A 15214-nucleotide genomic window follows, 5' to 3' on the forward strand; every position below is an offset into this window, starting at 1 on the left:
CTCTTTTGCCAATTGGATGGTAGATGCTCTCCATCTTCAGGATTGCAGAGCCTTATAAATCATTTGTGCCATATCTGAACCTGCTACAGGCTTACACATGTATTCATCAATAATCAATCTCTCCTTGTACGTCACCACATGATCCTCGACATAACCGGTAATCAGGATGATCTTCATGCTTGGGTTGATTACCTTGATACGTTCAGCTAATTCCGTACCCGTCAGATAAGGCATTGCCTGATCCGTAATGACCAGATCGTAATGGTTTGGGGACTTTTCGAACCGCTGCAATGCTTCCACACTGTCTGATTCTGTCTCAACGTGGAAACCATACGATTCCAGTCCTCTTCTCATCGCTTTCAATACGCGCTGTTTATCATCGACCAAAAGAATGCGCTTTTGTTCAGTAAACACAGGGTTCTTATTTATCTCTGTCTCTTTTGCTACAAACTCCGTTTTCGGCAGATACACCGTAAACGTACTACCCTTGCCCAGCTCCGAATCCACGGTAATAAATCCTTGATGTTTTTCGAGAATACTTTGTACGATATACAATCCAAGCCCCGTACCCTCTCCTGTCGGTTTGGTTGTGAAAAAAGGATCAAAGATTTTCTGCAAGGTGTCGTCACTCATCCCTCTTCCCGTATCCGAGACAGATAAAGTAACGTAATCGCTGACTTCCAAGACGTTCTCGCGGATTTTTTTTATCTCTTGCAAGGGAATGGTATCCAATATGATTTTTAGTTCGCCACCGGTTGTTTTCATTGCTTGATAGGCATTATTGCACAGGTTCATAATGACTTGATGAATCTGTACTTTATTTGCAAAAATAACGGCTGAATCTACCCGTTTTTTGAATACAGCATTCACTTTGGGCGAGAGGAAGGATTTTATGAGTCCCAGTGCCTCTTTGACCTGCTCTTCAACTTTGACCGGAGCGTTTTTCTTGACCTTTCCACTCTCCAGCCGGCTCAATAGCAGGATTTCCTCGATTATCAATCTTGCTTTCTCGGAAGCATCATAAATCTCACTGACGTAATCATAAATTTCTTCAGTAGGTTCTATCCTGCTAAGCAAGATGTCTGCATAGCCTTTGATGGGGGTTAGCAAATTATTGAAATCATGGGCAATTTCCCCCGATATTGTACCGATCAACTGTAGCTTCTGCGAGTGCTGCAATTGTAGGTCTTTTTTTCTCAATAGCTCGTTTTTGTTATTCAGTTCCCGCAAATACCTCGTCTCGTATTCCAGAGCCTCTTTATTTTTCTTCGTCCTCATGATGATATAAACGGCACAAGCCAACGTCAGGACGATCATTGAAAAAATCTCAATGGTTTTAATTCGATTTTGTGCAATCGGTTCTCTCACATCATCGTAGTTCATGGCGGCGGCCACCACCCAAAACGAGTCACCGAGATGAACACGGGAAAATGCTTCGATCTTTTTCGTCTTGGTATAGAATTCGTCACCCCACCAGTACGAATGGTAAAAAGCTGAGCCTTGTTCATGGGTAAGCTGCATTTTGAACAGTTTCTCAAGGTCGTGGTAATCAAGCCCCGGGTATTTGGCCTTCATCGCTGATAGCGATAACCCGATATTTTCTTCGCTTGGGTGCATGAGATAGTAGCCTTGCTGATCCTTGACATGGATGTAACCCTTGGTCCCCACGCGAATCGGCTTTAGTAGCCTCTCATACACAGCGTTTAGATTTACCACACTGATGAGCGCACCTTGAAATTTCCCATCGAGATAAACAGGCTGAAACAGATGCACAATATAATTGCCTTGCTTCTCGAGCTTGGCACTTGCGATGAACGGTTTTTTTTCTCGCAGCACCCTTTGTATATCATCCTTGATTAATTCATAGGCTTTAATCGCATCCGTACGATTGCGCTTGGGAAAAGTGTGTACCACTCTCCCCTCCAGGTTCACCTGGCTAATCCGATAGATGCTATCTTTTTTGGCGGCATAATAAGCAGATAGATTTTCGTCAATCACAGCTTCATTCTTATTTGCTATGGCGAGCGACATCTGTCGGTTGTCCGTCAATATTTGCAGCGTGTGCATTTGTTCGTCGAAAAAGGATTCAATAGACGTGCTGTTTAATTTGGCAATCGTTAGCAATTGCTGCTGCTGCTGCTCAATTACGGTACGTTCTCCGTCCATATACGAGCCGTAGGCCATCCACAGCAGAACTAGAAAAGAAATCGGAAGCGCTAGCATAATGATGAATGAAAAATGGCTTCGATAATGAAACAGTATCTCTCGTTGAAATCTCATCCTGTTTTACCATCTCCATCGAGCTAGTAGCCCATCAGTCCCTAGCCCCAGTGCTAGGGCTAATTCGCTTCCGATTATATCAGTTATTCACGTTCGTCTACTAAATGGTGTCTCAAGACAACTTCATTGTAATGACAAGATCTTAAAGTATCCTGTCAAATTATTAATTTTTTTTAAGATTTCACTATCTTAGTGTGTAAGGTATCGCAGCAGGAAAATAGCAAGTGTTACCGTTGCTGCACCACCGAGACGTGTGGATACCTGGGCAAATGGCATGAGTCCCATTCTATCGGCTGCGGAAAGAATCGCAACATCCCCTGTTCCACCTTGGCTGCATCGAGTAGAAGTAATAATCGCAGCTTCAACCGGATACATTTTCATCCACTTACCAGCAAAATATCCACCCACAACCACGGTTAATACAGTTACAAAAATGGTGATGAAATAAGCAGGGCTAATTACAGAAATTAGTGCCTCCCATGGTGTTTTAGCAACACCTACCGCAAGCAGGAGCGGGTACGTTACGGCGATAACAAAGAAACGCTGCATCTGTTGCGCTCCGTCTTCAAGGAATTTTGGCAACCAACCAAAATATTTAGCCAGGAATGCCGCAAAGAGCATTACGATCGGACCAGGCAGACCAATAAACTCAGCGGCTAAGATACCTACCATGAAGAATCCGATAGCTAAAATTGCTCCGGCAGCCATTTGGTAAAGATCAAGCGGTTTTTTGTTTTTATCCTCTGCAAGTCCCAAAACATCGCTATCCCCTGTTTTGAGGAGCGTGCCGTTACCGGTAAGTTCTGGTTTTCTATCTCCCAGTTGTTTCAACAAGCCCGCCAGGATAATAGCACACAAGCTACCCAACATGACCGCAGGAATAACCATGGCAAATTGTTCACCTTGGGTCGAACCTAAAATTTGGCTGTAGCCGATAGATAGTGGAATCGCACCTTCACCAACGCCTCCCGCCATGATAGGAACAAGGATGTAAAACAAGGTATCATACGCAGGGATTCCCAAAGCCACACCTGTAAGCAAACCGACGCCTGTTCCGAGAATGGATCCGATCGTCAAAGGGACAGCCAATCGAATGACCGCTTTTATCATGAGTTCACGGTTCATACCAAGGATACTACCAGCGATAACAATTGCGATGTACACATACAGGAAATTGGTATTATCCATAAAGACAGTAACGGAATCAATGGCTGACTGCGGGAGAAGATGAGCATACACCATGTAAGAAGGAACAAACGTTGCCATAATTGCAGCGCCTCCAATATCCTTTAGAATAGGGATGCGCTTTCCAATTTCCGCCAGAATAAAGCCATACAATACCATGACAGATACAGCCCCGGGCATATCATTACCGAGCTTTCCGGAGTTCATCAGCAAGTAGACAACAGCCATAAACGGGATGTAAAGGCCTACAGGAATGACCCCTCCAATCTTGTAATTCAACACCTTTTGCCATTTGGACTCTGTTCGTGGCTGTAGCTTAAGCTCTGCGGCTTCTTGTAGATTATTAGTGACCACTTGATCGCCTCCTTGAGATCAATCTGCGTTTTATTCTCGAATCAATCGCTGGCCCAGGTATTTACAAGATTTGTAGTAGAACGCTTTCACTCATTGGATGATTCGAGATAACTATATTGTAAAAAGCAAATCTTAAAGTATCCTGATTAATTCTTAAATGTTTTTAAGAATCATGCGACAAAATTATGTCAGCGTTTTCAAGAAAAAAACTATGGTTGACTCATTTACTAATACAGCTTTTTTTCAACGTATTTGAGGTAGGCCAAAGGATCTTGACGAGCACGACAAACTCACCGCAGCGGAGAATATGTTCGTTCCCACTGCGGCGTCCCGTGGTTCGTCGGTGCATCGTCCTATTTTGACTAAAAAATGTTCATGGTCATTATTTGTGCGAGGGATTTTGTGTCCAGTTTTAAGTTTGCGGTCTTGTGATACCGCCCTCTAAAGTTATGTATTCTCTTTTATTACCAAATTAAGGATGGCTAGAGAAATAATCAGCCGTAGAAAAAAAGCCCCCCGAGTCCATCGGCGTGCTTTCAAGAGAACGTATACAATTGAATAGAAGTATATTGTTAATCTATCTTTCAACTGAAAAACGATATCCGATTCCCCAGACGGTTTTGATATATTTCGGATTCGTGGGATTTTCTTCAATTTTGGTCCGCAGGTGTCTGATATAGACCATAATCGTATTATTATCGACAACCGTATCTTTCCAGATGTTTTGATATAGCTGTTCTTTCGAGAAGACCTGATTGGGGTTCTCCATAAAAAATTTCATGAGTTGTAATTCTTTTGATGACAACGCGATTTCCTGATTATTTTTTTGAAACGTATAGGTATGATGATTGAATAGAAATGGTCCCAACGCAATGTGTAAGGCTTGTTGTTTTGATTCCTGAAGCTGGCGATATCTTTTAATCTGGTTCTTTACCTGAGCACAAAGCACAGGAGGACTAAATGGCTTGGTAATATAGGCATCTGCCCCAAGTCCAAGTCCAATGATCTGATCTGTGTCTTCTTTTTTTCCGCTCAGAAAAATGATTGGCGTATGGATGCCCATATTACGCGTTTGACCAAGCACATCATAGCCATCAATATTTTCCATCATAATGTCCAGGAGGACGAGATCGAATGGCTCCTCGCTAATCATCCGCATGGCTTCCATGCCGTTTTCAGCCTGAAGCACAACCATTCCATCGCCTTCAAGAACCGTTTTAATCAATTTTCTGATAGCGATTTCATCGTCAACAACCAATACTCTCGGTTTGCTCATTCTTGACCCCATTCCTTTCTAAAATTCTTCCTACGAAAACCCTTTTTAACAATACAAAAAAAACAAAAAAATGGGAGCAATGCCCCCCCCAAAAAAACGCCCCTACGGCTCGAAACACCTATGATACTTCAAGTATAGCCATTGTGTGCAGACTCGATCAAGACACGTACCTTGGCTACAGTTGCTACGCACTCGTCGGGTAAGCGCACTTTATAATCCGTAAGATACATGTGGTGAGGGAAGAAAAATGGTATTTGGCAATCCCACGATACAGCGTGCTTGCGAAAATGCCCAACTCTCTCTCCACTTGGGCGACAGCTTGAAGGATGATTTTATTCTCGCTTCTCGGTGTCCACCTTTTAGTCTAGCATCATTTGGGCCAACTCTATATGTTGTATGTCATACATCTCCAAAAAATCCCTAATTCCTTGTTGAATGTCTTTATAAAACCTTTTCGTCAATATTTTGGAAAAACCAATTCCGCCCACTTGCTGTCGTGAGTGGAACATCTCCGCCTGTTTTCATCCTATGTATGGACTTTTGAAGCGTCAGCGAAGCGAGTGATTTGAATCCGAAGAAGCGGAGCGTTCGCCTTTGCCTCTGAATTCCAACCTTCTGCTCTTATTACAATCAGAGGAATTCAGAGGCAACAGTGATCGGAGGATCAAATCACACGCGAAGCGGCCTCTAATGCTCCATACTCCTTTCCCCCATCTCCACAAACTGCTTTTGGGCCAGCTCGCGGTATACCTGATGGGACTCTATTAACTCGGCATGAGTTCCTGCACCTGTCACCCTGCCCTTGTCCAACACGATAATCTGATCGGAGTGAACGACCGTAGACAAACGGTGAGCGATAACAATCGTCGTTCGTCCCTCCATCAAGTTCGCCAGCGCCTTTTGCACTTCATGTTCGGATGAGCTGTCCAAGCTGGAGGTAGCCTCATCCAGCATGAGAATGTCGGGGCTGCGAAGAAGCGCACGCGCAATGGCAATCCGTTGGCGCTGCCCGCCGGACAGCTTCATCCCACGTTCCCCTACCTCAGTATCATAGCCTTGAGGCAAATCCATAATAAACGTGTCCGCATATGCCATCCTGGCTGCCTGTCTTACCTCTTCCAAATCAGCTTCCCGTCCCAAGCCATACGTGATATTATCTCTGACCGTTCCGGTCATCATTGAGCTTTCCTGCGACACATAGCCGATTTTGGAACGCCAGGAGGATAATGTATATGACGATATCGGTTCATCTCCATAACAGATTTCCCCGGTATTTGGTACATAAAAGCGCTCCAACAATGAAAACAGGGTGGATTTACCGCTTCCGCTCGGACCTACAAACGCTGTCGTACGGTTAGCTGGAATGACCAAATTTGCGTGATGAAGAACCTCTTCACCTTCGGTATAGGAAAAAGCAACATCATGCAGCACAATATCCCTGCTCTCTTTTGCCGCTTCCAGCTTCAATTCCAATGGCTCCTCTTCATGATCCAAAATAGTCTGAATCCGCTCAGTAGCTCCAACCACCTTTTGCAAACGTGAATACAGGGTCGTGAATTGTGCCATCGGTGTAATCACCTGAAACAGCAGCAAAATAAAAGCCACCAAATCCCCGGCAGTCAGCATGCCCGATGCCACTCGTACGCCACCTACACCCAAAATAATGACCAGTACTGCAGTTAGCAGAAAGGTAGAAATAGGCCCTACAAGAGCCAAAATACGGGATTCCTGTAGACCAAAGCGGAACATCCGGAAGATGCGATCCTCCCCGGCCTCTGCTTCTCTGCTTTCTGTTCCATAAGCCTTCACCAGCCTAATTTCACCAATAACCTGACTCAGCACTGAGGTCAGATCTGCCATCTCGTCCTGCTGCTTTTTGGAGATACGATACATTTTCCGCCCTACCGGAAACAAAATAAGAGCTGTTAGCGGAACAATCGTCATAATAATGAGCGTCATAACCCAATCCAGATAAAATAACAACGCAATACCGCCAATAATTGCAATCACATTAGAAATCAGGTTGACAAGATACTCCGTAATAAGGTTCATAATCAGGCTTGTATCATTGGTGACACGACTCATCGTATCTCCTGACCTATTCCGGTCAAAGTACGGGATAGGGAGAGACAAAATTTTATGCCATAAGCGTTTGCGCAAATTAGCCACAATTTTGTGTCCGGCATAATTCAGCATATAGATAGAAACCGCCGAAGCTACAGCTTGAAGCACAAAAGCGCCAAGCAAACCCAAAATGACCATACGATTCAGTGAAGAAAAGGTCAAACCGTCGATCAGTCCCTTGGTCATCAGCGGTACAATTAAACCGGCAATCGTCTGAACCAGAGTCAGGATCATGGCAATAGTGAGAATGGCTTTGGGTGGATGTGCACTCGCAATTAATTTGATGAACCGACCCATGCCGGCCTTATTGGGTCTTTTAGTTGGCTTTTTCTGCTTCCAGTCCTGTTGTTCATCTTGCTGTAAATGATGCTCATTTTCCATAAACCCTTAACCTCGCTTCCGATTCTGACCATTCTTGTCCAAACAACAACACCCGCGCTCTGCGCGGGTATGAAAAATACATCCTATCTTCGATTTTACTACACCAGAGAATGAAGCACAAAGTTAGCTACAAACAGTGCAGAAATGATATACAGAGCGACAGGCACTTCCTTGCCTCGTCCTGCTGCCAGCTTGGCAACAGGGTATGCAATAAAACCAAATGCCATCCCGTCTACAATGCTGTAAGTAAAGGGCATCATCACCATGATCAGAAATGCCGGAAAGGCCTCGGTAAAATCGCTAAAATCCATCTCACGCACATTTTGCACCATCAGCCCGCCAATAATGATTAACACGGGGGCAATAGCGCTATCAGGAATATAAGCCAGCAGCGGAATGCAGAAGAACGTGGCCCCGAATAATATAGCAGTTACTAGCGGTGTTACGCCCGAACGTCCCCCTGCTGCAATACCCGCTGTCGATTCTGCCGCAGCTACTGCCGGACTGCTGCCTAAAATACCGGCAAAAATATTGGTCACCGCCAATACACGCAGGCTATTCTTAAAAGTGTCCGGTCTTCCAATCATGTTGGTCTGCGCAGTAATCATACCAATATTCTCAAATAGCACAATAAGCAGCAGGAGAAAAACAGCGATCCAGAAGGCTACCGAAGCGATACCTGAAAAGGACAGCTCTCCAAACAACTGCCCATACTGCCGCACGGTTTCAGACGTTCGCACCGTACTTGTCGGCTCTACAGCTCCCAGCACGTAAGCCAGCCCCGTTCCCGCCAAAATACTGATCAGCAGCCCTCCCTGAACGTTACGGACAAACAATACAATAGCGAGCAGCAACGTTACACAAGCCGTGATCACCTTAGGGTCATTAAAATGACCGATGGCCACAAAGGTCGTTTGATGAGCAATCACGATACCGCTTTTTTGCAATCCAATAAAGGTTAAAAACAAGCCAATTCCTACCGTAATTCCGTGCTGTAAATTATGGGGTATTGCCTGGCTAATCAGCTTGTACAAAGATGTAAATGCTACAACGGCGAACAAAAGCCCTGTGACGGTGACCACCATCAACGCTTCCTGCCAGCTCAGCTTCATCGAATGTACGAGCGTATAAGTGAAAAACGCATTAATCCCCATCCCTGGCACAACGACCATAGGAGATTTTCCACCAAAAGCCATCAGCAGACAGCCGATAATGGACGTGAGCAGTGTCCCGAGCATCGCCCCTTGCAGGGGAATCCCGGCATCTGCCAAAATGGTCGCATTGACCATTACAATATATACAACGGAAAAATAAGAAATGGCACCGGCGGCCAATTCCTTTTTCCAATGATGCTCGGCTTTGAAACCGAGACTTCTGGACCATAGTCCATCCTTCATAGCAAAACCCTCCAGCAAGTTGTCCAATCTAGTTGCAGCAAGCTGCACTTTTTCAAAACAAAAAGAGCTGCAGTCGACTGTGACACAATGAATGTGACGCACAGAACTACAGGTCTTAAAGTAAATTCATACTGCTACAAAATATACAAGTATACAGCCATGCTATCTTAGAAACTACACGCCAGCGCGCTCTAGCAAATCCTTAACGGCTACACTGACCATGATTAAGCCTGCTACCGGAGGTACGTAAGCGTTGCTCGCAGGGGGCTGCTTCGCTTTTCGGATTTCAGGTGCATTCGCAGGTACGATTTTCTTCGTAATGTCTTCGCGCGGCTTCATTGGCTCCTCATCGGAGAAGACAACCTTAACGCCTTTGGTAATGCCTTCCTTACGCAGCTTGGTGCGGATAACACGGGCAATCGGGTCCATTCTTGTCTGGGAAATATCCACCACCCGAAAACGACTCGGGTCCATTTTATTCGCGGCGCCCATACTGGAGATCATCGGAATCCCACGTTTCAGACATTCCTTGATCAAATGAATTTTGTAAATAATGGTATCCGAGGCATCCAGCACATAATCCAGATCGTATTTAAACAGCTCTTCATATGTTTCTTCGGTGTAAAACATGTTCAGCGCAATGGCTTCACATTCAGGGTTAATCAGCTTCACGCGCTCTACCATCAGATCAGCCTTTTTTTGACCTACCGTTGTTGTCAGCGCATGAATCTGGCGGTTAATGTTGGTAATGTCTACGACATCTTTATCGATCAAAATAATACGTCCGACACCCGTCCGCGCCAGTGCCTCGACTGCAATCGAGCCAACTCCGCCAATACCCAGCACGGCTACCGTACTATTCTTCATAACTTCCAGACCCTCAGAGCCAATGGCCAGCTCTGTTCGTGAAAATTGATGCAGCATGTGGTATATCCTCCCTTACTGATTTTAACTTTAGGCTTAAACACCAACATACAAACCATGAACCCATTATCCATAAAAGGGTAACGGGTTCATGGCAATTTATAAGCTATTCACAAGCCAATGGATGGCACTTGCTTAAGCCAAATGTTTGTCTTAGGCTTTAGGCACAACAGGCTTCGGAGCAAGACGGATATGAAGCTGCTCCAATTGAGATTGATCCACTTCGGATGGTGCATCCATAAGCAGGTCTGTCGCACTGGCTGTTTTCGGGAATGCAATGGTTTCACGCAGATTTGTACGGCCTGCGAGCAGCATCACAAGACGGTCAAAACCGAAGGCAATACCTCCATGTGGAGGCGCACCATATTCGAACGCACTCAACAGATAGCCGAATTTATCTTGAACTTCTTCCGGTGACAGGCGGAGAGCATTGAACATTTTTTCCTGAACATCACGTTTGTGAATCCGCATCGAGCCGCCGCCTACTTCGTAGCCGTTCAGCACGATATCATAAGCCTCGGCACGAACCTGGCCTGGATCTGTATCCAAGATGGCAAGGTCTTCATCCTTCGGACGCGTGAACGGATGGTGTTCCGCTACATACCGTTTTTGTTCTTCGTCATAGCCGAGAAGCGGGAAGTCTACAACCCATGCAAATTTGAATGTGTTATCGTCGATCAGTCCCAAATGACGGCCAATTTTCAGACGAAGCGCGCCCAATACATCAGCAACGACTTTTTTGTTATCTGCAGAGAAGAGCAACAGATCGCCTTCTTCAGCTCCCGTGCGCTCTTTCAGTGCTTCGATTTCTTCCGGTGTAAAGAATTTCACGATAGGTCCCTTGAATTCGCCTTCCTTCACTTGAATCCAAGCCAAGCCTTTAGCTCCATAACGTGCAGCATAAGGACCCAAGTCATCAATGTCCTTACGACTCCATGTGCCACATCCTTTGGCATTGAGGACTTTTACCTCGCCACCCTTTTCAATCACAGAAGCGAACACTTTGACACCACTGCTTGCCACGATATCATTTACATTAATCAACTCAAGGCCAAAACGCAGGTCTGGCTTGTCTGAGCCGTATTTGTCCATCGCCTCTGCATGTGTAATTCGTTGGAACGGGGTTTCCAGTTCTACACCAATCGTCTCTTTGAACAGTTTGACCATAAGACGCTCCATCATAGGCAGCAAGTCATCCCGTTCCATGAAGGAGGTCTCAATGTCGATCTGTGTAAATTCAGGCTGGCGGTCAGCACGCAAGTCTTCATCACGGAAGCAACGTGCCATTTGGTAGTAACGCTCCAAGCCGCTCACCATCAGCAATTGCTTGTAAATTTGCGGTGATTGCGGCAAGGCGAAAAACTCGCCTTCATGCACACGGCTTGGCACCAGATAATCACGAGCACCCTCTGGCGAGCTTCTCGTCAGAATCGGTGTTTCCACCTCGATGAAATCTTCACCGTCCAGGAAGTCACGGAACACCTTAGCCGCTTTGGAACGAAGTTTCAACGTCTGATACATCTGCGGACGACGCAAATCCAGGTAACGGTATTTCAAACGCAACGACTCGTCCACTTCTACACCATCTTCGATGAAGAACGGAGGTGTTTTGGCTGCATTCAACACTTCAATTTCAGTAACACGCACTTCAATTTCACCAGTAGGCAGGTTCGGGTTGATCGTTTCCGCATCACGCTTGACAACGGTACCGGTAACCTCAAGCACATATTCACTACGAACGCGGTCCGCAATTTGCAGTGCGTCACCGGAATATGCCGGATTAAACACGATTTGTACAATCCCACTGCGGTCACGCAGATCAATAAACAGTACACCTCCCAAGTCACGACGGGTTTGTACCCAACCGTTCAATGTAACTGTTTCTCCGATATGCGCATGGGTTAATGCGCCGCATTGATGACTCCTTTTCATTATACACACTCCTGTTTATTGTTTTAGTGGTTCATGCTATGTGAATCCATCGAAGGAAGCTGCCCCCGACCGATATTACATCATATTCTTTAGCCCAGCTCTTCTACCAGTTGATCCAGCTTAACGGTACGCTGCTCGCCAGTTTCCATGTTTTTCAGTGCGATTTCACCCTGTGCCAGCTCATCCTCACCCAGAATCGCAGTGTATCTCGCTTTAAAGCGATCTGCTGATTTCATCTGCGCCTTCATTTTACGGCCCAGATAATCTCGCTCTGCAGAAAATCCGGCTTGACGCAGCTTAAACAACTGTTTGGTCACTTCCGTTTCTGCAGCTTCACCCAATGCCACCATATAGACATCCAGCGGCTTGGCTTCGTTCAGTTGGATACCCTGATGCTCCAGGATCAGCTGAATACGCTCCAGGCCGATACCGAAGCCGATACCCGGCTGATCCGGTCCACCCAGCTCTCCGACCAATCCGTTGTAACGGCCGCCTCCACCGATCGTGTCAATGGCACCAATACCTTCGGCTTTGAATTCGAACGCTGTCAGCGTATAATAATCCAGCCCCCGTACCAGACGCGGGTTGACCGTATATTCCACGCCCATTGCATCCAAATTTTGCTTCACTTTCTCAAAATGCGTGCGGGATTCCTCATCGAGGCTATCCAAAATAGAAGGTGCACCGCCAAATTTGTCCTGGTCATCTTTGCTATCCAGCACCCGCAGCGGATTACGATCAATCCGCGCTTGGCTCTCCTTGGTCAATGTGTCCTTAATAGGCAGCAGGAAGTCAACCAAATGTTGACGATAGGCTGCACGGCTAGCGGCATTGCCGACGGAGTTAATCTCCACCTTTACCCCTTTCAAGCCCAGCTCACGGCAGAACTGATACCCGAAAGCGATAACTTCTGCATCCAGCGCTGGATCAACCGCACCAAATGCTTCAATACCAAATTGGTGAAATTGACGCTGACGTCCAGCCTGTGGACGCTCATACCGGAACATCGGGCCAATATAATACAGCTTGGTCACATCCGGCTCACCGTATAGTTTGTTCTCCACATAGGAGCGAACAACCCCTGCCGTCCCCTCTGGACGCAGCGTCATGCTACGTTTTCCTTTATCCTCAAAAGTATACATTTCCTTTTCCACGACGTCCGTCGTTTCCCCCACACCCCGAACGAACAAATTCGTTTGTTCAAACATCGGTGTACGGATCTCACGGTAATTAAAGCGGCGGCTAATTTCACGGGCTTTTTCCTCGACAACTTGCCATCTTTCTACATTGCCCGGCAGCAAATCCTGCGTTCCCGTCGGCTTTTGAAAGGCCATTAAACGTATCCCCCCGTCTGTATATTTCTTGATTTTTGTTTCTTGATCACTCGCTACCTAAGCTCATAATAAAAACAAAAAACCCCTCGCCCTGTTAAAATTAACAGGGACGAGGGATTGTCGTTTACAAATCACCCGTGGTACCACCCACATTCCGGAGTTTACCGGGACAGCCAGCGTGTAAAAAACGCTAAGTGCCCGTCAGCCTTACACTGACTCCGCTCATACGTATAACGCCCGTAACGCGCAGTACGGCTATTATGCAGGATGGTCCGCTGTTTGGCACAGTTACCTGTGCACTCTCGGCAGGTGCTCCTCAATTGTTCGCCGCCTGTTCTCGGGGAGGTCATTCGTCCGCTCATCAAGGGAATTTTTACAGCCTGGAAATTCCTCTCTGCGCTTGTGGGTTCGGAGTACTTGGTCCCGTCATCAAATCATTTTTCATTATTTTATGATTTTAATGAACTGCTTAGACAAAGTCAAGACATTCCCACTAGAAGCAGACAAATAAGTCTTAAAAAAAGAAAAAAACCTGCGGAAACGGTCCGCAGGTTTAAAAAGATATATCAAAAGGGGGTCATGCTGTTATTATAAACAACGAATATTAAGGAATGATGTTTCGAATATTACAATTTCATTACAGCCATTCTGTAACAGACTAATTCCCTCAAGTATCGACATTCTTGTGACCATCTCTCGGCTTTAATCCAGCTGCGCCACATATCCACGATTTGAACGCACTTTATAAATGACCTCATCATAATCGGCATCATTTACCTTAGCAGACAAAACATATCGTAATTCATCCTGATCACCGTTAATATAGACTTCTGTCGCGCCAAGCAAACCTCTGTCGTGATCCATCATTCCGCTCCGATCCTCGTTCAAATCCCTTTGGGTTGAGCTACGGTTTGCCTCGTCATTCTCCGTATCCGGCAGAATATCCTCGCCATAAGCACCCGTGGCAGGGATCGCCGCACCAACAGAGCCACCTGTGCTCACAGTGCTCGTATTGTTATACGGGACCAACGGAATCAAAACCCTTGTTTCCCGGCTTAGCGCACTATCAAGCCTACCTACTTCCAAATGTTCAGTTCTATAGGCTTGGAGCGAAGCTCTGGCGCCCTCAGCTTCATCCTCTGTACGAAAATAAGCCTGAATCTGCTTTGCCATATCAAATCCTCCTTGTATGGGAATTGTACGGGCATACATCTATGGAAGCATTCAAAGTGCTAATTACAATGCCTTCAACAACTCACGCACAAATGCAGGTTCATCCTTAGGTGTTCTAGACGTAATAAAATTACCGTCTACCACTGCCTCACGATCTTCAAAATGGGCACCTGCGTTAATCAAATCATCCTTTAAGGGAGGATACGCAGTAATGGTCCGGCCCTGTAGCAAATCTGCACTCGCCAATATTTGTGGACCGTGACAGATAGCGCCAATCGTTTTCTTGGATTCGTTAATTTCAGTCACAAATTTCAGAACATTAGCATCCAGACGCAGATTTTCCGGAGATGAGCCGCCCGGGATAACAACCGCATCATAGTCGCTTGATTTCACATCTGCAATCGCTTTTTCAATGGTATAGCTTGCTTTGCCTTGCTTTCCGCTCACCTTCTCACCTTGTTTCAAGCCAATAATATCTGTCTCATGTCCGGCCTTTTTTAATTCATCATAGGGTACTTGCATTTCAGAATCCTCAAACTGGTCAGCCAACAAAAATGCAATTTTACTCATTATCGTTCAGATCTCCTTTCCGGTTATCATCAAGACAAGTCTAAAGTTACTTATATGACAATACGAAAATACGACAATACGGCAAGTTTTCGTTTGTCTATCACGCTTTGTTATTACCCGCTTGATCTGTTTTTATAACAACTCTCAGCACTAAAAAAAGAAAAAGGAGCCTTTCGGCTCCTCAGGCTGTCGAGAAAGTCTCGACAGCTTTTTTTATGTTGATTTTGTTTAAGACGACACCGCGTTAATGTTGTATAATATAGGTAACTATTGTATAGAACGGA

Annotated in this window: 10 protein-coding genes; all 10 read right to left on the bottom strand. The window is 45.7% G+C overall.

Features of this window, described 5'->3' with window-relative positions; translation table 11 throughout:
- Window positions 1–36 precede the first annotated feature (36 nt).
- Window positions 37–2280, bottom strand: coding sequence for an ATP-binding protein (locus LCF57_RS27390; RefSeq protein WP_226003484.1), 2244 nt, complete (start codon window positions 2278–2280; stop codon window positions 37–39).
- 189 nt (window positions 2281–2469) lie between these two features.
- Window positions 2470–3819, bottom strand: coding sequence for a 2-hydroxycarboxylate transporter family protein (locus LCF57_RS27395; RefSeq protein ID WP_226003485.1), 1350 nt, complete (start codon window positions 3817–3819; stop codon window positions 2470–2472).
- Window positions 3820–4396: 577 nt separating this feature from the next.
- The gene (locus LCF57_RS27400; protein WP_226003486.1) at window positions 4397–5095 is read right to left on the bottom strand and encodes a response regulator transcription factor; all 699 of its coding nucleotides are present in this window, start codon (window positions 5093–5095) and stop codon (window positions 4397–4399) included.
- A 687-nt stretch (window positions 5096–5782) separates the two neighbouring features.
- Entirely contained in the window at window positions 5783–7600 is a 1818-nt protein-coding gene (locus LCF57_RS27405) for an ABC transporter ATP-binding protein (RefSeq protein ID WP_226003487.1), read from the bottom strand.
- Window positions 7601–7698: 98 nt separating this feature from the next.
- On the bottom strand, window positions 7699–8997 hold the full coding sequence (locus tag LCF57_RS27410; RefSeq protein WP_226003488.1) for an NCS2 family permease: 1299 nt from the start codon (window positions 8995–8997) through the stop codon (window positions 7699–7701).
- A 174-nt stretch (window positions 8998–9171) separates the two neighbouring features.
- The gene (locus tag LCF57_RS27415; RefSeq protein ID WP_226003489.1) at window positions 9172–9921 is read right to left on the bottom strand and encodes a ThiF family adenylyltransferase; all 750 of its coding nucleotides are present in this window, start codon (window positions 9919–9921) and stop codon (window positions 9172–9174) included.
- Between the two features lie 153 nt (window positions 9922–10074).
- A complete protein-coding gene (gene aspS / locus LCF57_RS27420; RefSeq protein WP_226003490.1) occupies window positions 10075–11853 on the bottom strand; it encodes an aspartate--tRNA ligase in 1779 nt (592 codons plus the stop codon).
- A gap of 89 nt (window positions 11854–11942) precedes the next feature.
- Entirely contained in the window at window positions 11943–13187 is a 1245-nt protein-coding gene (hisS, locus tag LCF57_RS27425) for a histidine--tRNA ligase (protein WP_068505631.1), read from the bottom strand.
- A gap of 702 nt (window positions 13188–13889) precedes the next feature.
- Window positions 13890–14360: a hypothetical protein gene (locus LCF57_RS27430; protein WP_226003491.1), complete on the bottom strand. Its 471-nt coding sequence runs from the start codon at window positions 14358–14360 to the stop codon at window positions 13890–13892.
- A gap of 63 nt (window positions 14361–14423) precedes the next feature.
- Window positions 14424–14930: a type 1 glutamine amidotransferase domain-containing protein gene (locus tag LCF57_RS27435; RefSeq protein WP_226003492.1), complete on the bottom strand. Its 507-nt coding sequence runs from the start codon at window positions 14928–14930 to the stop codon at window positions 14424–14426.
- Window positions 14931–15214: the final 284 nt, after the last annotated feature.

Source organism: Paenibacillus sp. BJ-4, assembly GCF_020404765.1.
GTDB lineage: Bacteria > Bacillota > Bacilli > Paenibacillales > Paenibacillaceae > Paenibacillus.

Coding starts and splice junctions, on each gene's coding strand:
- hisS (WP_068505631.1), bottom strand. CDS start 13,187: ATGGCCTTTCAAAAGCCGACGGGAACGCAGGATTTGCTGCCGGGCAAT.
- LCF57_RS27415 (WP_226003489.1), bottom strand. CDS start 9,921: ATGCTGCATCAATTTTCACGAACAGAGCTGGCCATTGGCTCTGAGGGT.
- LCF57_RS27400 (WP_226003486.1), bottom strand. CDS start 5,095: ATGAGCAAACCGAGAGTATTGGTTGTTGACGATGAAATCGCTATCAGA.
- LCF57_RS27430 (WP_226003491.1), bottom strand. CDS start 14,360: ATGGCAAAGCAGATTCAGGCTTATTTTCGTACAGAGGATGAAGCTGAG.
- LCF57_RS27410 (WP_226003488.1), bottom strand. CDS start 8,997: ATGAAGGATGGACTATGGTCCAGAAGTCTCGGTTTCAAAGCCGAGCAT.
- LCF57_RS27435 (WP_226003492.1), bottom strand. CDS start 14,930: ATGAGTAAAATTGCATTTTTGTTGGCTGACCAGTTTGAGGATTCTGAA.
- aspS (WP_226003490.1), bottom strand. CDS start 11,853: ATGAAAAGGAGTCATCAATGCGGCGCATTAACCCATGCGCATATCGGA.
- LCF57_RS27405 (WP_226003487.1), bottom strand. CDS start 7,600: ATGGAAAATGAGCATCATTTACAGCAAGATGAACAACAGGACTGGAAG.
- LCF57_RS27390 (WP_226003484.1), bottom strand. CDS start 2,280: ATGAGATTTCAACGAGAGATACTGTTTCATTATCGAAGCCATTTTTCA.